Here is a 20,706-nt window from a genome sequence, read left to right on the forward strand (position 1 = left end):
GTTCCAGCGGTCATGCTCCCTGGCATGGCCGCTTTTCCATGCCCCGGTTCACGCCGGATAAGTCGGCTCCTGTGTAGCAGCGGCTTCCGCTTCCAGTACCCGCGCCATTTTGTCGGCGGCTGTGGTTGTGGTGTCTTTCTTGAAATAGCCGGACACGACAAGGACGGAATTGCCCATGCGGATTTCCGTCACACAGTCAGGGCGGCGGGTGGTGCGGGTGTCGTGCTGCTTGTTATCTGCCATAGGCAATACTCCTTTCAGTCGGTAATCAGTTTCTTCATGCTCTCCATTTTCCGCTTGGCGGTTTCCTGCCGGAAGTTGTCGCCGGTAAAGCGTACCGGGACGCACATGGAAAGCAGGCGGTCATAAATCCGGGAATGGGCGGTGTCCTCCGGGTTGTGCAGGTCGTCCAGCGTAAGGTTGGTCGTGACGATCAGCGGCTTGCCGCTGCGGTAACGGCTGTCAATCACATTGAACACCTGTTCCAGCCCGTATTCCGTCCCGCGTTCCATGCCGAAGTCGTCAAGGATCAGCAGCGGATAACGACAAAGGCGGGAAATGTACTCGTTGCGCCCCTCAAAGCTGGCGGCAAGGTCATTGAGGATAAGAGCAAAGTTCGTCATGCGGACGGGGATTTCTTTCTCCATGAGGGCGTTTGCGATACAGCCTGCAAGGTAGCTTTTGCCGGTGCCTACGCCGCCCCAGAACAGGCAGCCGATATTGTCTGTCCGCATATCTTCCCAATGCTCCACATACCGGCGGGCAAGCCCGGTCTGCGGGTTCCTGCCGTTGTCGTTCTCGAAAGTCCAGTCCCGCATGGTGGGGTCGGTAAAGCCCCGGCGTTTCAGTTCTTCCACGGTGTCAAGGTGTCTGCGCCGCTTTTCGGCGGCTTCCCGTTCCTCGCGGGCGGTTCTCTGGCAGTCGCACTCTGCCGGGTGGCGGTCGCGCCCGAAGATAGCGGCCTTATCCGGCGCAAAATAGGCTTCTTTCGGCTTGCGGCACTTGCCGCAGTACAGTAAACCGTCCTCGCCGGTGTAGTCCTCCGGCTCCGGGATGGTGGTCGTCATATTCTCCAAAACCGCGTTGATTTCATTCTTCATAAACTCTCGCCCTCCTTGCATGAGTAGTCTGGTATGCCCTTTTTAGGGGCTTCCTTTTTGTCGTTCCCCGCCCATATCCGCAGGGCGGCGGCATAGTTCTGGTAGCTTTTCCCGTTGGCGGCAAGGTAGCGGCTCATTTCCTCGATGAACCGTTCCAGCCTGTCAGGGTACTCTGCCTGCAACTCGTCGTATTCGGTCTGTGACAGAAAAATATTTCCATATCGGCCATAGGGCGCGGACGGCCCCCCACTCACTCCCTTTGTTTGGCTCTCTGTAAGGTTGTTTATAGTAGTTTGGTTAGGGGACGGTTTTCCGACCATCATAAGGTCGGTTTTCTGACCATCAGTAGGACGGTTTTCCGGCTCTATGAGGGGCGGACTTCCGGCCATCAGTTGGTCTGAAAACTGTACCTGTGGCACTGGCGGTACTTTGACATAAAGCCGGTTCGGTGCGGAGAAGCCGCCCCGTTCCCGTTCCAACAGCCCCGCCGTGTCCAGTTCATTAAGCGCCCCCTTGATGGTGGTGCTGCCTTTATCCAGTATTTCTGCTATCTCCGCGATGGGATAGATAATATAAATCCTGCCCTCGTCGTCCAGCCACTTGTTTTTCTGGGAGAGGGTGGAACGGTCTAACAGCAGCGAATACAGCAGCTTGGCGGTCTGTGAAATCTCCATTTTCAGCAGGAAACGGGGATACGGCAGATAGGCGGGCAGCCGCGTGTCTGCCCTGATATAATCAGCGATAGGATCACCTCCCTGTGTTCGGGTTGATTTTGGCGTATTGTCACGCATTAAAACGCCGTTTCCGGGGGAAAAGGATAAATGTATCGCGTACCCTTTGACACCCACGAAAAAAGCCTTGATTTATGCGGGTTTGAAAGGCTCTAAAGCGTGACATCTCTGCCTTTGTTTCCGCTTTCTCTCGGCGGCTTTGATTTTCTTCATGCGCCCGGCGCAGTCGGGGCAGTATTTTCCCCGGTTGGATTTGGGGACAAAGGCCGCCCCGCAGACGGCACACCGTTTCCGGCTTCCCCGGCACAAGAGGGCTGCGGCCAGCTCCCCGTCAAGGGGCAGGACAGCCACACGGAACCAGTGGCACATGAGGGAAAAGGAAATGCTCTGGACGCACACGCAAGGCTCCCCGTCGTCCAATAGCAGGCAGTTCCCCTCATCGTAGTTACAGCACTCATGTACCAGCCGCCGCGCCCGCCGGTGCTGGCGGTAGTCCATGTGGGGCAGGTTATCGCTCATGGCTCTGCTCCTTTCTGCGGTGCGGCTCGTCCCGGCGCAAAATCTGGTCGATGTTCCGCTTGACGGTCTGCAACTCCTTGAACCGCTGTTTCTGTTCGTGATAGGTGTTATACAGGCCGTCTTTCTCGGAGATAAGCTGCTCGATCTCGGCCTGCAACGCTTTCCGGGCGGGCAGCTTGGTAATGCCATGCGCCTTGAAATACCGGGCTGCTGCGTCGGCTATGATAAAATCGCTCTCATGGGCCTGCCGGTATGCGGCGCGGGCTTTCTCGGATTTCTGTGCCCGCAGCCCGTCGCGGGCGGCCTTGGTCTGGGCGTAGGCCAACACCTGCCGCTGCAACTTCTTTTTCCCTTGCAGCTTCGTTTCCAGTGCTTTCAGTTCGCCGCTGGTCTGGCGCATTTTCTGATAGGCGGTGTCAACGGCGGCTTCTAACTGCTCCGGGGAAGTAAAGCCGTATTGCTGGTAGACGGACAGCGTTTTGGCGGCCTGCTTCAGATTGTGTATCTTCGCCCAGCGTTCATAGCCCCGGCCTTTGCCCTCGGCCATTTTCTGCTCAATGTCCACAAGCCGCTGCACTCCGTCCTGTTTCGGGGCGGCTATCTCGGCTCTGGCAACCTGCAAGCGGTCTTTTATGGTGCGTGGGGGATCGGGGGATCTGGCTGGCGCTTCGGCTGCTCTGGCGGCGTTTTGCTCTAAAACGGCAAAGACAGCGGCGCGGTCAAAATCGTCGCCCAGCTTCCGGGCGGTAATTGGCTTTGTCCTGTCCGGCGTGAGGTAGGAAAGCCGCCCCCGGCTCTCCTTGACGGTCACACCCTCCTGCAGCAACAGAGAGGAAAACTCGTCAAAGCTGGCGGCGGTGGCAAGGGCTTTCCGTAGGGTCTGCCGCAGCTTCTCCTTGTTCGTTTCAAACTTGGTCTGCCGGGGCGTGATACTATCGGCAATCATGGGGGCGTTCTGCTTGTCCAGCGCGGCCTGTCCCTTTTTCTGCGCCCAATACTCCCGGTCGGTGACGCGGTTCTTGCTGCCGTTCAAGAGGTCGATTTGATAAAGCCCCTCCCGGTGGCACATCTCCATGACTTCGGATTTGAAGTAGCGCAGGGCAGCGTCGGTACATCGGTGCTTGCAGCCGACTTTCGTATCGGCCGGCCTGTCCATGTAGGGCAGGAACGGCACTTCCTCAATCCGCAGGCTGTTTATGACGATATGCACATGAATGTTGCCGCTGTGGTTATGCCCGTCCGGGTGGGTGCAGACAAGGGCCTGGTGGCCGGGAAAATGCTCTTTACAGAATTGTTCCCCCAACGCCTGCGCCCGGTCTACGGTCAGGCCGTTGTCCGGCCCGTCCCGCGGGTCAAAGCTGATGATGTAGTGGTGGCTTTTCACATCTTCCCGCCGCTGGTTTTTCTGATAGCGGAGATTGGCCCGCATACACGCAACGGCAAAATCCTCCCCGTCGCAGTTCAGCGTGGACAGCCGGTAGTCCTCGCGGGGGATAAGCCTGCCGGTTTCATCAAGGACGGGCTTCATGGTAAACTCGTCATGCTCAAAGAGAAGATATTGCTCGGCGGCTCCGTAGTCGGCGTTTTTAGAGTTGATATGCTTGAGTGTTGCCAACCGCGTCACCTACTTTCTTGAGGACTTCATACTTGAGGACGGCAAGGTCGGATATGGCGGCGCGTACCTCGCCGGAAAGGGTGTTGTAGGGTACGCCGTATTCGTTCAGATACCGGGCAATCTGATTGAGGTTGCCGCCGATCCTGCCGTACTCGGCTGTCAGCTTCCCGACAGCGGAAAGCAACTCGTCATTGACCGACGACACATGGACAACCGGGCGTATGGTCGCCCGCCGTATCGCCTGCCGGAGAAATTCGGACTGGCTGATACCATAGGGCGCAAGCCGCGCTGTGAAGTCGGCATACTCATCTTCGGACAGCCGGGTTTTCACAACGCGGCTGCGGTGGGGCGTGTTGTATTTCTTTCGCATGGTGTGACCTCCTTTCTCGCCCGTAAGGGCGCATGAGCAGGGTTTGGGGAAGGCACTCCCCAACAAGTTTCCCGCGAGGGGCAAAACTGCAGAATTGCGGATTTTGGCACCGTGGTAGAAACTTGCTCTCCGTGACTGCAAACTTTCTCTCACTTCCGTCCGCCACTTTTTTGGAAAACTGCAACCACAAAAGTTTGTTTCTCTTTTTCTGCTACTACTAATCCTGTAAAGGGCATTCCTGCCCGCTTTCGCTAAAATGACACCGGACGCAGTGGTTTCTACCCGGTGTTGGAGAAATCCTTTCTCTTTGCCCTCTACTACGGGTAAATGCTCCAAATGCCAAACACCAGGGCAGAAAAATTCCCTCCTCGCTTACTACTACAACCGGCAGGGGGCAAAATGGCCGGGAGCGGAGCCGGACAACAAAAAAAGCAGTAAATCTTTTTCAAGACTTACTGCTTTCGCTGGCCGCGTCGGTGGCGGCTGGTATTCAGTTTTTATGACTTGTCCGGTGGTTCGTCAAGCCGGAACTTGAATTGACAGTCAATTAACCGCTGCTTTACATAGTCCTCCACCTCGGCGTTGACCTGCCCGTTCACTTTTGAGAAATAGCGGATATATCCGGCGTAGTGGAGCAGGACAGCGTTCACGGCTTCTGGGTCGCCCTCACGGGCTTTGAGGATTGTTTCATAGGGGAGAAGTCTACTCATACCGGCTCACCCCCATTTCTTCGCGTAGCCGCTGCAAGGCAAGCTGGATATGCCGCCCCGCTGTGCTGCGTGACCGGCCAATACACGCGCCGATCACGCGCTGCGGCTGGCGCAGAAAGTAATAGCGCAGGATTTCTTCCCGCGTCTGCTCCGGCAAAACAGAGATCGCGTCGGCAAGGGCGGCGTTGCAGAGCAGGACGGTCTGACCGCAGACGGTAAATGGGTATTCCTCGTCCGGCTCCGACGCGGCAAACTGGACAAACTTCTCGTTCATCAGATAGTCAAGGGAAACTTGCCGTTCCCATTGCCGTTTAAGCTTCAAAATCTTGTCCAAGGCGGCACAGCGGATAACAGTCTTGCAAAAGGCGTTGTACCTGCGCTGGATATATTCTTGATAGGCTATCTGGTCGGTCATGGAAATTCCCCTTTCTGAATAATAGTGCGGGGCGGTGGCACTTCTTGCTGTCGCCCCTTGATTGCCTACCAGCAAAGGCGGGCGGGGCTGTCAACGGCTGCGCATATGCGCCGTTCATCTTGACCGTTGACTGGCTCGGCTGGGTTTGCTATTTACCCGACAAACTTGAATTTATTTTAAGCTATCACGTTTTACCTTCTTAAGCCTTACTATCATTACCATAGGAATTTCTTTGTTGGTTTTAAAACATTCTTCATAAAATCCATCAATGACAAATCCAGCTCTAAAACAAAGGTTAAAAATATCTTGTATGGAACGATGATAATAAATCTGCTCTTTCGGTTGCCCTTCAATCGCTATATCATAGTAACTGTGCGGTGTCATATATTTTTCAGTCAACGTGACAAAACAAGGGTGTTGCGTTGCAAAGACAAAAATTCCGCTTTCCTGCAACAGTTCATAAACAGCCATAAGAAGTGGTTCAATATCCGTAATATCCATAATTGCCATATTAGAAACTGCTTTCGTAAAGGCTCGATTTCTTTTTAATTCTAATATACTTTTTCTATCGGTCGCATCCGCCACACAAAATTCAATTTGTTTTGCATATTGTGATTGCCGTCTTTTAGCCAATTCTATCATTTTTTTGCTGTAATCAAAAGCGACAACCGAAGCGCCTCTTTGTGCAAGATACGAAGAATAATTTCCATTGCCACACGCAATATCCAAAATGTAATCCGCAGGATTAGGAGATAGAAGTTCCGTTACTTTGGGACGCACTACCTCTCTGTGAAATTCATTAGATTCGTCACCCATTGCATTATCCCAAAATTGTGCGTTCTCCTCCCAGATTTTTTTACTTTCCTCTGTTCCCATGTTCTCTCCCACTCCCCAAATTTGCTTTTTTGCTTCCATTAAATCTTCCTTACTATATTCCATTGTTACCCTCCATAACTTCTGATTGTTGCCGTCTTGACGATTATGTATCTTTACATTACCTTCTGAAACATATGGCGCACCTTGTCCAGGCGGCTGTTTGGACGGCGGGGCTGGATGACCGGCTGACCGACAGCGGCCTGATATCCTTTCAGCTCTGTAAGGCATACGCTCCGCCCGTTGGTGTAAAAGGCCAGATCAGTACGGTATGCCTGTATACAGCGGGCGGGAATCTCGCCAGTAAAGACAACTTCATCCTTTTTTACCTGGGCCGTTTCGATGGTGGCACAGTATTTCGGTGCATCATGATAAGCCCTGGAAAGGTATTCCTGGGGCGCATAGAGGATGAAGGAGAGATAAGGTTCCAGCAGCTGCGTCCCCGATTCCTTCAATGCCTGTTCCAATACAATCGGGGCCAATGAGCGGAAGTCCGCCGGCGTGCTGACCGGACTGTAATAAAGCCCGTATTCAAAGCAAATCTTACAGTCCGTTACGTTCCAGCCGAACAAGCCCTGCTCCAGCCCGTAACGGATACCATCCCTGACAGCGTTTTGAAAACTCTGGTTCAAGTATCCCAGCGAAACCCGGCTCTCGTATTGTACACCGGAGCCAAGCGAGAGTGGTGTAACAGACAGTCCTATGGATGCCCAAAACGGGTTGGGCGGCACCTCGATATGGATGGTGTGGCTGGCTGCTTTGAGCGGCCGCTCCATATAAATGACGGAGGGTTCCTTTACCACTGTTTCAAGCTTGTATTTTTCCGACAGCAAAGCGGAAACAACCTCCAACTGCACCCGGCCCAAAAAAGAAAGAATGATCTCATGGGTGATGGAATCCACTTCGCAACGCAAAAGCGGGTCAGTATCCGCAAGTTGCGTAAGAGCGTCCAGCAGCCGTTCTCTTTGCGCTGCCGTTTTCGGCGCAAACGTCGTCCGCAGCATGGGGAGGGGGTCCTCGCGCCACCTTTTACGAGGGAGCCGGGTTTGGTCCCCTAATACATCGTTTAACCTCACGCTGTCGCTGGGAAGGATAACAATTTCACCCTGATAAGCGGTGTCTGTCCGAACAATTTCCCCTTTGGATGGAATACGCATCTCTGTGATTTTCAGCTTTTCTCTCCCGGCCAGGGCCACCGTATCCCGCAGGCGCAGCGTTCCGCTGTATAACCGTAGATAGACACGCCGCTGGCCGCAATCGGTGTACTCAACCTTGAAAACGCTGCCGCATAGGGCGGCGCCCCCCTGTTCCCCAATCGGTTGGAACAGCCCTGTCACCGCATCCATCAACGGTTGAATGCCAAGGCCATTTTTGGCGCTGCCATGATAGACTGGGAACAGGGAGGCGTCTTGAACCCGCTGCTGTTCCTCCCGCGCAAGTTTTTCCCGGCTGATTGGTTCTCCTGCGATATACTTTTCCAATAATTCATCGTTATTTTCGATGACCGCATCCCATGCTTCTATGTCGGTATTTTCCTCCAGGACTATTTCCGGGGACAGCGACACCGTCTGCTTGATGATAATATCGGCGGAGAGCTTATCCCGAACAGACTGAACCACGCTCTGCAAATCAACGCCAGCCTGGTCGATCTTGTTGATAAAGATAACGGTGGGAATGTTCATTTTCCGCAGGGCATGGAACAGAATACGGGTCTGGGCCTGCACGCCATCTTTAGCGGAGATCACCAAGATGGCCCCATCTAAAACAGCCAAAGAGCGGTACACCTCCGCCAAAAAATCCATGTGGCCGGGCGTATCCACAATGTTAACTTTACATCTGTGCCACTGGAAGGAAGTGACTGCCGCTTGAATGGTAATCCCACGCTGCCGCTCCAAAAACATGGTGTCCGTCCTCGTTGTCCCTTTTTCGACGCTCCCCGGTTCTGAAATGGCTCCGCTGGCATATAGCAGGCTCTCCGTCAAGGTCGTCTTTCCAGCGTCTACATGGGCAAGAATTCCAATATTGATTATTTTCATGTGATTGTCCTCCCTTTACAGCCCCAAAGGGCATAAAAATCCCCAGCAGTAAAATACTTTTACCACTGGGGATTATAAGTTGCGGACATACACATATACAGCATACACCTGTTTGTGATTGCTGTTTTTGGGGATATGTCAAAATTGATAAGGCAAAAGTATTCTTAAATTGGGTACAAAAAACTAAGCCCCTACAAAAGGAGCTATCATAATCCTTTGTTCCCACTATTTGATTATAGTTTTATTTAAGAATACCTTGCCGCATATTTTTTACTCCTTTTCTGGATTAAATCATTGTATCACATCAGTTTTAGGAAAGCAAGTACCTAAAAGAAATTTTTCTTCCCCTTATATGTAACAATCATACCGGCTTCCTAGCGTTCAGAATGTTTTCTGCTGTCTGCTGTGGTGTTTGGTTGGAATTGTCCAACCAAAAGCCGATCCGTGGTGTTGTCTGCATTTTACTAAATACAAATTCAATGTATACAGAAAGATATAAGGAGTGGGAGGGATTCCGCCGTAGTTGGCATTGTAGGAAAATCCAAAAGTTTAGATTTTCCCACAATGCTTATCTTTTGGTCTTTGGTTCGGAATAGTGTAGTGCTGGCGGTCTATCTCTTGTTTTCGGTTGCTTGCTTCCTTACCGTACATGAGCATTTGGTTCGGGAACAAAACATTTAAAGGTGAAATCGGATTCGGTTACAGTCCGAGTTCGCTCATAATCAGGGACTTTACCGTTCCGGCATCGGCTTGACCGCGGGTGGCTTTCATAACCGGGCCCATCAGCGCACCGATAGCCGCCATCTTGCCGCCTTTAATCTTTTCGACGACATCCGGGTTATCAGCAATCGCCTGCTTCACAGCAGTTTCCAAAGCGCCCGTGTCAGAAACGACCTCCAAGCCACGTGCCTTCACGACTTCACCGGGATTGCCCTCGCCTGCCAGCACGCCAGCGATAACCTGTTTGGCCAACTTGTCGTTAATCTTGCCGTCCTCAACCAGGCTTTGCAGTTCGGCCACTTGGGCGGGAGTAATCGCCATTTCCTCCAGGTCTTTTTCCTCGCCCTTTGCCAAACGCGCGATTTCGCCCATCCACCACTTGCGGGCCCCGCCCGCGTCGGTTCCGGCTGAAACCGTTTCTTCAATGAGGTCCACCGCGCCGGCGTTGACAATGTCGCGCATTTCGATGTCGGTGAATCCCCAATCGCCCTGCAGGCGCTTGCGCCTCACGGCAGGAAGTTCGGGCAGGGTCTGGCGGATTTCTTCCACCCATTCCCGGCTCGGCGCCAATGGCACCAAATCCGGTTCGGGGAAGTAACGGTAATCCTCGGCATCGGATTTCTCACGGCCCGAAGAGGTTGTCCCGTCCACCGCGTGGTAGTGGCGGGTTTCCTGGACGATTTTGCCGCCCTCGGCAAGGATTGCCGCCTGGCGACGCATCTCGTAGCGCACGGTTTTCTCGATGCCTCGAAAGGAGTTCACGTTCTTGGTTTCCGTGCGGGTTCCCATCGGGTCCTCCGGTTTATTGCGCAAAGACACGTTCACGTCTGCGCGCACATTGCCGCGTTCCATCCGGGCTTCACTGACCCCGATAGCCCGGAAAATATCCCGCAAGGTACGCACATAAGCGGCGGCAACCTCGGGGGCGCGGTTCCCGGTCCCGGTGATGGGTCTGGTAACAATTTCTACCAGCGGTACTCCGGCGCGGTTGTAGTCCACCAGGGAGTGATCCGCTCCTTGGATACGGCCGTCCTCCCCGCCGATATGGGTGTTCTTGCCGGCGTCTTCCTCCATGTGGGCACGCTCAATTTCCACCCGGTACACGCTACCGTCCTCCAACTCGACATCGAGCCAGCCGTCGTAACAGATTGGCTCATCATATTGGGAGGTCTGGAATGCCTTAGTCAGGTCGGGATAGAAATAGTTTTTCCGCGCGAACCGGCAGTACTCGGCGATTTGGCAGTTCAGCGCCAAACCGATACGAATCGCGTACTCCACGGCACGCTTGTTCACCACCGGCAAGCATCCGGGCAACCCCAGGGAAACCGGGGTAATGTTTGTGTTCGGTTCGCCCCCGAAAGTATTGGGAGCCGCGTCGAACATCTTGGTTTTCGTGCCCAGCTCAACGTGAACCTCCAACCCCAAAACGGGATCGAAACGTTCGGTAGCCTTTTCGTAACTCATCAATTTGTCGCTCATTTTGCGCCCTCCTTCCATGCCGCGGCCGGGCAGGGCGGCATCGGCTCACTAGACTTTGCCAGTTGGGCTTCCATCCGGGCTGCCACCTCATACATGGTGACGTCCCCGCGGGCGGGAGCCAGCACCTGCACCCCCACGGGCAGACCGTCTTCCGGGGCCACCCCGGCAGGAATCGAAATACCGGGAATCCCAGCCAAGTTGGCGGGGATGGTCGCCACATCGTTGAGGTACATACTCATCGGATCGTCGAGCTTGTCGCCAAACTTGAAAGCGGTGGTCGGAGCGGTGGGAGTCAGCAGCACATCACACTGTGCAAAGGCTGCCGCCAGGTCACGCTGTAGCAGAGTACGCACCTTTTGCGCCGAACCGTAGTAAGCGTCATAGTAACCCGCAGATAACACGTTAGTACCCAAAATAATGCGGCGCTTAACTTCATCGCCGAAGCCCGCCTCACGAGTCGCCGCCATCATGCGTTCCGTGGTAACCTCGCCGTCCTGTGGCAACACCCGCAGACCGTAACGCACCCCATCGAAACGAGCCAGGTTAGACGACACTTCTGCCGGCATAATCAGGTAATAGGCCGCCAAAGCGTACTCAAAGGAAGGGCAATCCACTTCGATAACGTTCGCCCCCGCCTTTTGCAGACGCTCCACAGCCTGCTGGAAACGCTGCAACACCCCGGCCTGGTAGCCTTCGCCTTGCAGCTGTTTGACGACCCCGACGCGCAAACCGGTCGCATCTGTGCCAATGTCGGCCAGCGCCCCGGTAATGTCCGGTACCGGCTCGTCCAAAGAGGTGGAATCAAGCGGATCGTGCCCCCCGATAATCATCTGAAGCGCCGCCGCATCGCGTACGTCACGAGTGACCGGGCCAATCTGGTCCAGGGAGGACCCCATCGCAATCAAACCGTAGCGGGACACCGCACCGTAGGTCGGTTTCGCGCCGACGGTACCGGTGACAGCTCCGGGTTGACGAATGGAACCGCCAGTGTCCGAGCCCAGCGCCCACGGCACCATGAAGGCTCCCACCGCCGCGGCCGAACCACCGCCTGATCCGCCCGGAATCCGCTCCAAATCCCACGGGTTGCGGGTCGGGCCGAAAGCCGAGTGCTCGGTAGACGACCCCATGGCGAACTCGTCCATATTGGTTTTGCCCAGGATAGGCAGTCCTGCCTCCTGGAGCTTTAGCACGATGGTGGCGTCATAGGGCGGCAGCCAGCCTTCCAGGATTTTTGAAGCGCAGGTGGTGGGTTTACCCCGCTGCACCATATTGTCTTTGATAGCGATTGGCACGCCCGCAAAAGGATGCAGTTTCACGCCGGCGGCGCGGTCCGCGTCAACCTTTTTAGCGGTTTGCAGCGCCCCTTCCACGTCAACAAACAGGAAAGCGTGGATGTCCTTATCGAGGTGTTCAATCCGGTCGGCAAACACCCGCACCAGTTCCTCACTGGTGACCTCTTTGGCCGCCAGCTTCGCGGCCAAATCGTGGGCAGACAACAGGTAAAGTTCTGTGTTACTCATCTTTACTCCTCCCCGATAATCTTGGGTACGCCGAACATCCCGCGGTCTGGCTGCGGGGCGGCTTGGAGTACTTCATCGTGGTCGAGGCATTGACCCACCTCGTCCTCACGCCACACATTCGTGAGCGGAATCGGGTGCGAAGTCGCCGGAATATCCGGTTTCGCTACCTCGTTTACTTTCGCCACCGCCTGGGTAATCACGTCCAGTTCAGCAGCGAATTTTTGGATTTCTTCCTCGGTCAGCGCAATTCGGGCCAAGCCAGCGACGCGCCTCACTTCATCAGCATCAATAGTCGACATACCTTAGAGTCTAACGAAAATCCAGCGTGGCGGTTAACCCTTGCGGTCTGCGGCGCCGCCGCTTCGCCGCACCCTGCCCAGATGGTAAAACTGGTGGAGGACAACGATAAAGCCGTGGGGAACCAGGAAAGCCTTTTCGGGCTTGTGCCCTGACACGCTGGTGGCACTGGGATTGCGTCCACTACACTGTTAGTGGGAAAGGAATACAAATATGGGCAAACGAGCGGGAGAACTGCAACACGGAATGCACAGTCGTGGTAGTGCGAAGCCGCGCGGTGAGGCCTTCCGCCGAATCGCCCGTTTCTTTACCCGCCTTTCGGAACTGGCGGTGAAGACTCCGCAGCAGTTGCCCAGGGTGTTGGCGCGAATTTTCGGTGGGTTCCTGCTGTTTGAACTCATCGCCGGGGCGATTACGGTCGTCATCGATACCCTGAGAACCTGGCGCCAGTCCACCGTCAAGCCTTTCCCGGTAACCCAACTGCCCGAAATCACCTTTGCCGATGACAAAATGCAGGTCTACACCTCCGGAATTGAGGTGTACACCGCGATGCTGCAAGCCATCCGTTCGGCGCAATCTCACGTTTTCTTTGAGACTTTCATTTGGAAAAATGACGAAATCGGGCACTTGTTCAAAGAGGCTTTGATTGATGCCGCCAAGCGCGGGGTTGAGGTCTTTATTATTTGGGACGCTTTTGGTAACATCAATGTTCCTCCCGCCATGACCCGCTTTCCTCGCCTGCATCACCTGCATGTTCTGCGTTTCGGGCTGTTTCGTTCGTTCTTTCTCTCGCTGCGTTCCACCGGGCGCGACCACCGCAAAATCCTCACCGTTGACAACAAGATTGGCTTTATCGGCGGGTATAACATCGGTTCGCTCTATGCGACTCAGTGGCGCGATACCCACCTGCGCATGACCGGCCCGTCGGTGTGGGAACTGACCGACGCTTTCACCGATTTTTGGAATGCCCATAAAACCCGGCATCTGCCCAAGCTGCCCCAATTTAAACCCCGCCACTGGATTCCTGAGATCGAGGTGGCTCGCAACGAACCGAACCGTTTGCTGTTCCCGGTCCGTGGCCTGTACATCAAAGCGTTAAACAAGGCTCGAAAGCGGTTTTGGATAACTCAGGCTTACTTCATCCCGGATCGGGATATTTTGGAGGAACTCATCGCGGCGGCTTGGCGCGGAGTGGATATCAAAGTTTTGATGCCGGAAACGTCCAACCATATTGCGGCTGACTGGGTGGCTCGCTCATATTATTCCCCGATGTTGGAAGCCGGGGTGGAAATCTGGCTCTACCAGGAGGCTATGGTTCACGCCAAGACCGCCACCGCCGACGGATGCTGGACCACGATTGGAACCGCAAACATTGACCGCCTGTCCATGACCGGCAACTATGAAATTAATATGGAGATTTTTTCCACCGACCTGGCCGACCAGATGGAACAGGTTTTTCTCAATGACCTCACCAACGCTCGTCAGCTAACTCTGGAGCAGTGGGAAGAACGCCCCGTGGTCAATCGGGTTATTGAGCGTTTGCTGCGCCCCCTCGGCTCGGTTTTGTAGAGCTGCGTTTTCGGGATTTCGCCCATACACCAGCACTCCGCTGAGACTGTCCACGGTTAGCAACCCGCACCCAAAAACCAACTGCCCACGAGGCAGCCCGAAACGTCGCCAAGCGGTGGATTCCATTAGGTTCTGGATATGCCCTTTTCCAGCAGGTTATCGAAGTCGGCAGACTCAATGACGGGGATGCCCAGCGCCTGGGCTTTGGCCAGTTTGGACCCCGCGCCGGCGCCGGCCACGACTAGGTCAGTTTTTTTCGATACCGAACTGGTCGCTTTCCCTCCGCGGGCCTCTACCGCTAACTGGGCGGATTCACGAGTGTAGCCGGGGACGTTTCCGGTTACGACTACCGTCAGGCCCTCCAGGGTTTGCGGATCTTCTCGTTTGGCTCCGGTGTCTCTGTCTAAGTTGGCTCCCACACCGGCTTTCTCCCACGCATCCACGATTTCTTGATGCCACGGGACTGTGAACCAGTCGTGAATAGAGGCGGCGATGACCTCGCCTATTCCCTCAACTTCACCGAGCTGTTCCACGCTAGCGGCTCGGATAGCTGACATTGTGGCGAACTGTCGAGCTAAAGTCCGTGCCGCGACCGGACCCAGATGCCGAATGGATAGTGCCACCAAAACCCGCCACAGTTCTTTTGACTCCGCGGCCCGTAGCTGTTCAAAAAATGTCTGGACGACTTTCCCGGCCACGGGAGGTCCGAAGCGTTGCCCGGTTGCTTCCTGAGCGGCTTTCGGCAACAGTTTCGGTTTCGCCCAAAAGAACCGAACCTGTTGCCAATCCCGACCGGACGTGCCTGGCATCTCGCGCCACACCATTACGTCACGCAAATCCTCAGGTTGCAAAGCAAACAAACCCGCCTCCGAAGTCAGGACCGGGGACTGAACGGGTGGCAAGAGGTCCTCGATGGCTTCCAGGCCGAGTCCCTGACCAGGCCGAACAGCGACAATGGTTCCGTCCTCCAGCTCACAACGACCCCCCGCCGCGAGAGCAGCAGCCACGTCGGCGCGCCCGAACTCCGGCTGGGTTAGCGCTAGGGCGCCTTCCTCGCCCAAGCCTTCAATATCCAGAGCGTTGCGCGAACCTACGTGAATGAGCCGCTCGGTAATCTGTGCCGGACACCCCGACTGATTGGGGCAGCGTAAGTCAATGTCACCTTCCTTTTGCGCTCCGAGCCTCGTCCCGCAGGAGGGGCAGGTATCGGGCATCACCCATTGGGGTAAACCCACTGGTCGAAGGGACATTACCGGCCCTAAAATTTCGGGAATAATGTCCCCCGCTTTACGCAACACGACGGTGTCACCGGGACGCACATCTTTGCGGGCGACTTCTTTGGCATTGTGCAGCGTGGCGCGCGAAACGTAGGAGCCGTCAACCAAGACCCGCTCCATCACCCCGAAGGGCGTGACTCGTCCGGTGCGTCCCACCTGCACCTCTATGCCCAGCAAACGGGTGTGGACCTCTTCGGGAGGAAACTTGTAAGCACACGCCCAACGCGGCGCCCGCGCCGTAGACCCCAGGGCGTCCCGTTGCGCAAAGCTGTCAACTTTCAGCACTACGCCGTCAATCTGATGGGCAAAATCGTGGCGATGCGCCGTCATCTGGTCTAAGACCGTGTGAATCTCAGCCAGGGAGCGCATTCCCGCCAGAGGCAGCCCCAAGCTGGCGGGGGTTTCCCGCACGGAATGCAAACCCCACGATTCCAACAGCTCATAAAAGTCCTCTTGGGTCTCCAGATGCGCCGCCGCACCGGGGTCAGCCCAACGGACTTCCCCGACCCCGTGAGCTAAAAACGCGAGGGGACGCTTTGCCGCCTGAGCGGGATCTTTTTGTTTCAAAGAGCCGGTGGCGGCGTTGCGCGGATTGGCAAACAGTTTTTCTCCGTCCCGTTCGCGAGCCGCATTCATAGCGGCGAAATCGGCCAGCGGCAGGTACACTTCCCCGCGAATTTCCACCAGTTCCGGCACCTTTTCACCGCCAAGGCGCACCGGCACGGTGGCGATGGTTTTCACGTTCTCAGTCACGTCCTCGCCGGTGAAGCCATCCCCGCGCGTAGCCCCGACCGCGAGCGCGCCGTGAAGATAGGTCAAACTCATGGCCAGCCCATCCACCTTGACCTCGGCGGAAACCGAGAAATCCTGACCTTCTAGGCTTTTGTCCACCCGCGCCCACCACGCGTCAACCTCGGCGTAAGAGAAAACGTCGTCGATAGACCCCATCTGTTGTAGGTGGCGATGCGGAGGAAACCCTTCCGTACTGGCCGTTTGCCCGCCGCCCCCGACCGTTTGCGTTGGCGAGTCCGGGGTCACCAGGCCGGGGTAGGCCGCTTCCAACAGCTGTAACTGTACGAACAGGGCATCGTATTCCGCATCACTCAGCCGGGTCACGCCGGTTTCGGAAGTTTCGTCGTAGTAGTCCGTGCGCGCCGCCTCGATTTGATCTACCAGTTCAGCGTGCTGGGCTAAAGCAGCCTCAGGGATAGCGGTTTTTTTCTTCACGATTCCATCTTAGGGCCAACCCGGAAGCGAAAAATCCGCAGTTTCGCCCCGACGCTGTTTGGGGAAAATTTGTCGCGGTCGCGCTCGAAATTCGCCGGGACTAGCATTCTGACCCCACCGCGAACCCTTCCCCCAGCTAAACTTAAAAATGAAACTGAATCCGATGGTTAGAGGAGACGAAATGGAAGCCAGTATTTTTGTGGCCGATGGAGTTGAAGAATGTGAAGCCCTGTTGGTCGTGGACTTGTTGCGGCGCGGGGGTATCGAGATACAAACGGTGGCGGTCAACGATGCCGCCGGTGATGATGAAAAGGCGCGAACCATCGTCAGTTCGCACCAGGTTCCTCTGACTTGCGATGTTCACATCAACAACTTTGCTCCTAGCGACGAACAAGTCCTGATTATTCCCGGCGGCAAGCTCGGGGTGAATAATCTCAAGGCGTCAGCCAAACTGTCCCAAATTTTGCGTTCTCACCAGGGGAATCTGGCGGCGGTGTGCGCCGGTCCGACCGTATTGGGTGCGCTGGGTTTGCTCGATGGGCACAAAGCCACTGTCTATCCCGGTTTTCAAGACGGCCTGGGGAATGTCGACTATAACGACACCGGTTTGATCCGTGACGGCCGGATTATCACCGCGCGGGCGCTGGGGTCTTCCATCGACTTTGCTTTGGCAATTATTACTCTGCTGCGTGACGAGGCTCAGGCGCAACAGGTCGCTGCCCAGATTTGCTACCAAACTCACTGATTTCCCTGGTATAGGTTCCTCCGCTAGAGGACTTGCTCCCCTGGTTTTCTGGGGCAGAGCCACTCTCTACACAGGTTTTGCACAACATTTTAGGGGTTATCAACAACTCCTCACCCAAGGTTATCCACAGCCTGTGGATAACTGTTTGCGAAAATCGGCCAGGGTCTCTAACTTGAGGGTATGGAACATTTCTTGCAGCCACGAGCAGCCCTGACTTCTCCGCTACTCTGGGTCGTTGCCGCCGGACCCGATTCCGGCCAGGCACTGCCTGCAATCCCAGGGATTTTCGGCAGACTGAGCGGGCTGAGCGACCCGCAAGTTTCGCGGCAAAATCTGCACCTGGAGCCATCGAAAAAATCTTTGCGCGCTTTGCCGTTCCCCGGGTCCACCCCTGTGTACAAGATGTGGAAAACTCTGCCCTGGCCTCATCGGATACGTCGTGCCTGCCGTCTCAAGCCCGGGGCGCGCCTGAAACTTGGGGACACCACTTTGCGCCTGAGCCGCCGCCCGTCCGACCTTCGTCTGGTTCCGCCCCCAGCTCCGCGGCAATTTGCAGGACGCACCGCTTTGTTTATGTTCCTGCCACTGCTGCTCATGTTGGGTTTGGGGGCTTTCCTGGGGTGGCGCCTGCTGGTGATTTTGGGCATCGCCGGCGCGATTGCCCTGGTGGTGTTGATTCGACGGGCACTAGCGGTGCCGACCCCAGAAAAGCTGTGGCTCGCCGCTGCTGCTCCCCTGGTGATGCCTTCGCAAAAGGTCAGCGCGATTCGGGTGTTTTCGGGTCGAAAACTGCGCCGCCGAGTCCTAGAGATTCAACCGGGGGAAACGCTGTGTTTCACCGGAGTGAAAGGCGCGGATCAAGCCCGCTGGGTCATCGCCCAAGCCATCCTGTTTGGCCAGGCCCGCCTCAGCGAAAAGAACCCCAACCCGTGGCGCGGAATCAAGCCGCGCGAAAAATCGGAAAAAACAGCCCCACAGATCCTGGTGATTCGCGTGTTTAACCCCGGCGAGACCCCACATTTGCAGAGCGACGAAGTCGGGATGAGCATCGCCCCTGATACGCCTCCCCCGTGGGCCCACCGCATCCTCAACCTGCCCCCGCGCCGCCGCGCTATCACCGCCGCCTGGTTTAGCTCTCTTATGGACGCGCTGGGGGACAATCCGCAGCACCTCAGCTTGACCGCCATACCCCCCGCCGAAAACCTGCCCGATCTGGTAGATGTGAGCCAGTGGTGGCAAACCAGTCCCGAGGCTATCGCCCAAAGCTGGCAGGAACCTCCCTCAGGTTTGTGCGCTCAGCTCGGGGTGAGTACCGCAGAACGTCCCTGGCTTGTTGATTTGGTGAAAGAGGGACCTCACGCTCTGGTGGCGGGCACAACCGGAGCCGGGAAGTCAGAGCTACTGACCACCTGGCTGATGGCATTGGCGTTGCACTATTCTCCCCGCAACCTACGGTTTATTTTGCTTGATTACAAGGGTGGGGCGGCGTTTGCGGCGCTGGGCGCGCTGCCCCACACGCACGGCGTACTGACGGACTTGACACCCCAGCTCACCGCTCGTGCCCTAGCTTCCCTGGAAGCGTTTTTGAAGCAGCGTGAGACGATCCTGTCACGCGCTAAAGCCCGCGACCTGGAACATTATCACCAGCTCACCGGGCAACGGCTGCCCCGAGTCCTCATCGTGGTGGATGAATTTCGCGCCCTAGCCACGGATCATCCCGAGACTTTGGAAAACCTGATTCGCTTGGCTACGCACGGACGCTCGCTGGGTCTGCACCTGATATTGGCTACGCAAAAGCCCGGTGGGGTGGTTAACGGACAGATTTTGGCTAATACCAACCTGCGCATCGCCTTGCGGGTCCGTTCCGCCCAGGACTCTACCGAGATACTCAGCGATACACGGGCGGCGGACCTTCCGCCCATTCCGGGGCGTCTGTATTGGGAGGGACTCACCTCCGGAGTGGCACAAGCCGCCTGGTGCGGTAGAGCCGACTGGGTGCGCCATTGTGTAGATCAGGTTCGCCAGGCCTGGGAACAATGCCACGAAAACACACCCCTACCGGAAATTTGGTGTCCCGATTTGCCTCTGGCTGTGCCTTGTCCTTCAGGCAATTTCGCCCTGCTAGACTTCCCCCACCAGGCTCGCCAGACCTGGCGTTTGCCCCAAACGAGCTTGGGAATTTTCGGCAACCCCGGCAGCGGACGGACCACCGCACTGGCCACCCTCAGCACGACGTGGCTCCGACAAGGTCGTTCTACGGTAGTCGTCACTCCCGACCCATCAGCGTTTTGGAACCAGTTGGGCGGACTGGGCGAACCATTGACGTCCCCGCTCTCTCGTTTACTCACCGTGTTCGCGGCGAAAGACTTGTGGAAACTCAATCAATTCATATCTTTGGCGGCTAACCGTGGTTTAGAGGGAGCCGCGGTGGCTATTGACCGAGCGGACCTGCTGGCTGACGAGTTGGAGCGGCTCTATCCGGGCCAGGGGGTCAAGCGACTGGAAACGTTGCTGAGCGAGACCGCAGCAGGGGGCTATGCACTGGCTTTCACCGCTCCTTTGAATGCTGGGCATAGTGCTTGGGGAGCCTTGGCTGGCGAGAAATTCGTGTTGTGTCCGCGCGATACGGTGGATTTGCATTCTGCCGGCATCGAATCGAACGGAGTGCGCGGGCGTTTGAGCGAGGCATTGCCTGCCGTAATAACGCCCGGCCGCGGGGCGTGGCAAATCGGAAACATGTGTGCCACCGCCCAAATCGGCCTGCCCAACCCTGAGGGCTTAGCCGAAGTGGCCGGCACTGTGCTCGATTTGGACTCTCCTGATGATGCGCCGACGGCCCCGAGAGGTGAGGCAATTTTCCTAACAGAGATGCCGAAATTATTTTCCCATCGAGAAATGCCCCGCGCCGCTCGGCAAGTTACGTTAGGCTGGTCCTCATTGCGCCGCGGTTGGCTGAGCTTTTCACCCGCGCGGCGTCACTGGGTAGTGGACGGCCTCTCCGAGTTGCGTCCCCTGGTGGCTCAGTTGAAACGTGAATATCGCCGTCTTGGTTATCAGGTAATTGAGGCGGAAGATTTTGAAATTGAACATATCGACCGGGATACCTTAATCATTGTCTCCAAATCTGAACGCAACACCCCTAACCTGAATATTTTATGGGAGCCTATTGAGAGTAGCCTGAAGTTTGACTTAACATTCTTAGAATTGCGTTCACCTGGGATTATGTCAGGAAATTTAACCCTCTCATTACCAAATTTTACCAATCGGAAAGTTACCTTGACCCATTTAGGAAACACCCTCGAGGCTCGGCACCGGGTAGCAAATTATCTCGATATCGAGATGGATTTCGTCCGAAAACTCCAGGTTATTGGTGGATTCTCCGCGATTTATCGGGACGGCTCCGAGGTGGGTGGGCTGGTCCCTCCTAATGCTAATGTGACACATATCACGTGATTTTGGAAAAATTCTTCATCTACAACTCTTGAAAAAGCATCCGAATGATG

General features: G+C 55.9%; 17 protein-coding genes. 3 read left to right on the top strand and 14 right to left on the bottom strand.

What is annotated here, in order from left to right:
• Window positions 1–48: 48 nt before the first annotated feature.
• The 13 genes from RDL66_RS04405 to gatC all read right to left on the bottom strand — a co-directional run bounded on the left by RDL66_RS04405 (window position 49) and on the right by gatC (window position 12,387).
• Window positions 49–243 (bottom strand): transposon-encoded TnpW family protein, encoded by a 195-nt coding sequence (locus RDL66_RS04405; RefSeq protein ID WP_002596234.1) that lies wholly within the window; start codon window positions 241–243, stop codon window positions 49–51.
• 14 nt (window positions 244–257) lie between these two features.
• Window positions 258–1,100: an ATP-binding protein gene (locus RDL66_RS04410; RefSeq protein ID WP_002596233.1), complete on the bottom strand. Its 843-nt coding sequence runs from the start codon at window positions 1,098–1,100 to the stop codon at window positions 258–260.
• Window positions 1,097–1,891, bottom strand: a complete 795-nt coding sequence (locus RDL66_RS04415) for a replication initiator protein A (RefSeq protein WP_006356266.1) — start codon at window positions 1,889–1,891, stop codon at window positions 1,097–1,099. Before RDL66_RS04415 ends, RDL66_RS04410 begins: the two co-directional genes overlap by 4 nt.
• A gap of 72 nt (window positions 1,892–1,963) precedes the next feature.
• Entirely contained in the window at window positions 1,964–2,350 is a 387-nt protein-coding gene (locus RDL66_RS04420; protein ID WP_002596231.1) for a cysteine-rich VLP domain-containing protein, read from the bottom strand.
• Window positions 2,340–3,965, bottom strand: a complete 1,626-nt coding sequence (locus RDL66_RS04425; RefSeq protein WP_002596230.1) for a relaxase/mobilization nuclease domain-containing protein — start codon at window positions 3,963–3,965, stop codon at window positions 2,340–2,342. The genes RDL66_RS04420 and RDL66_RS04425 overlap by 11 nt, the downstream gene beginning before the upstream one ends.
• Window positions 3,937–4,335 (bottom strand): plasmid mobilization relaxosome protein MobC, encoded by a 399-nt coding sequence (locus RDL66_RS04430; RefSeq protein ID WP_002596229.1) that lies wholly within the window; start codon window positions 4,333–4,335, stop codon window positions 3,937–3,939. The genes RDL66_RS04425 and RDL66_RS04430 overlap by 29 nt, the downstream gene beginning before the upstream one ends.
• A gap of 497 nt (window positions 4,336–4,832) precedes the next feature.
• Window positions 4,833–5,045: a helix-turn-helix domain-containing protein gene (locus tag RDL66_RS04435; RefSeq protein WP_002586615.1), complete on the bottom strand. Its 213-nt coding sequence runs from the start codon at window positions 5,043–5,045 to the stop codon at window positions 4,833–4,835.
• A complete protein-coding gene (locus RDL66_RS04440) occupies window positions 5,038–5,460 on the bottom strand; it encodes a sigma-70 family RNA polymerase sigma factor (protein WP_002586616.1) in 423 nt (140 codons plus the stop codon). Before RDL66_RS04440 ends, RDL66_RS04435 begins: the two co-directional genes overlap by 8 nt.
• A gap of 171 nt (window positions 5,461–5,631) precedes the next feature.
• Window positions 5,632–6,399 (bottom strand): class I SAM-dependent methyltransferase, encoded by a 768-nt coding sequence (locus RDL66_RS04445; protein ID WP_002586626.1) that lies wholly within the window; start codon window positions 6,397–6,399, stop codon window positions 5,632–5,634.
• 50 nt (window positions 6,400–6,449) lie between these two features.
• Window positions 6,450–8,369, bottom strand: coding sequence for a tetracycline resistance ribosomal protection protein Tet(W) (gene tet(W), locus RDL66_RS04450; RefSeq protein ID WP_308535483.1), 1,920 nt, complete (start codon window positions 8,367–8,369; stop codon window positions 6,450–6,452).
• A 699-nt stretch (window positions 8,370–9,068) separates the two neighbouring features.
• Window positions 9,069–10,568 (bottom strand): Asp-tRNA(Asn)/Glu-tRNA(Gln) amidotransferase subunit GatB, encoded by a 1,500-nt coding sequence (gatB, locus tag RDL66_RS04455; protein ID WP_308535485.1) that lies wholly within the window; start codon window positions 10,566–10,568, stop codon window positions 9,069–9,071.
• The gene (gatA, locus tag RDL66_RS04460) at window positions 10,565–12,088 is read right to left on the bottom strand and encodes an Asp-tRNA(Asn)/Glu-tRNA(Gln) amidotransferase subunit GatA (RefSeq protein WP_308535487.1); all 1,524 of its coding nucleotides are present in this window, start codon (window positions 12,086–12,088) and stop codon (window positions 10,565–10,567) included. Before gatA ends, gatB begins: the two co-directional genes overlap by 4 nt.
• A 2-nt stretch (window positions 12,089–12,090) precedes the next feature.
• A complete protein-coding gene (gene gatC / locus RDL66_RS04465; RefSeq protein ID WP_299293579.1) occupies window positions 12,091–12,387 on the bottom strand; it encodes an Asp-tRNA(Asn)/Glu-tRNA(Gln) amidotransferase subunit GatC in 297 nt (98 codons plus the stop codon).
• Window positions 12,388–12,631: 244 nt separating this feature from the next.
• Here gatC and RDL66_RS04470 point away from each other — a divergent pair, with 244 nt between their 5' ends.
• Window positions 12,632–13,954, top strand: a complete 1,323-nt coding sequence (locus RDL66_RS04470) for a phosphatidylserine/phosphatidylglycerophosphate/cardiolipin synthase family protein (RefSeq protein ID WP_374042904.1) — start codon at window positions 12,632–12,634, stop codon at window positions 13,952–13,954.
• A gap of 125 nt (window positions 13,955–14,079) precedes the next feature.
• Here RDL66_RS04470 and ligA read toward each other — a convergent pair whose 3' ends face one another.
• On the bottom strand, window positions 14,080–16,461 hold the full coding sequence (gene ligA / locus RDL66_RS04475; RefSeq protein WP_308535550.1) for an NAD-dependent DNA ligase LigA: 2,382 nt from the start codon (window positions 16,459–16,461) through the stop codon (window positions 14,080–14,082).
• 145 nt (window positions 16,462–16,606) lie between these two features.
• Between ligA and RDL66_RS04480 the strand changes: the two genes are divergently transcribed.
• On the top strand, window positions 16,607–17,203 hold the full coding sequence (locus RDL66_RS04480; protein WP_308535491.1) for a DJ-1/PfpI family protein: 597 nt from the start codon (window positions 16,607–16,609) through the stop codon (window positions 17,201–17,203).
• 180 nt (window positions 17,204–17,383) lie between these two features.
• On the top strand, window positions 17,384–20,656 hold the full coding sequence (locus RDL66_RS04485) for an FtsK/SpoIIIE domain-containing protein (protein ID WP_308535493.1): 3,273 nt from the start codon (window positions 17,384–17,386) through the stop codon (window positions 20,654–20,656).
• Window positions 20,657–20,706 lie beyond the last annotated feature (50 nt).

The sequence above is a fragment of the uncultured Mobiluncus sp. genome, from assembly GCF_902488535.1.
Classification (GTDB): Bacteria; Actinomycetota; Actinomycetes; order Actinomycetales; family Actinomycetaceae; genus Mobiluncus.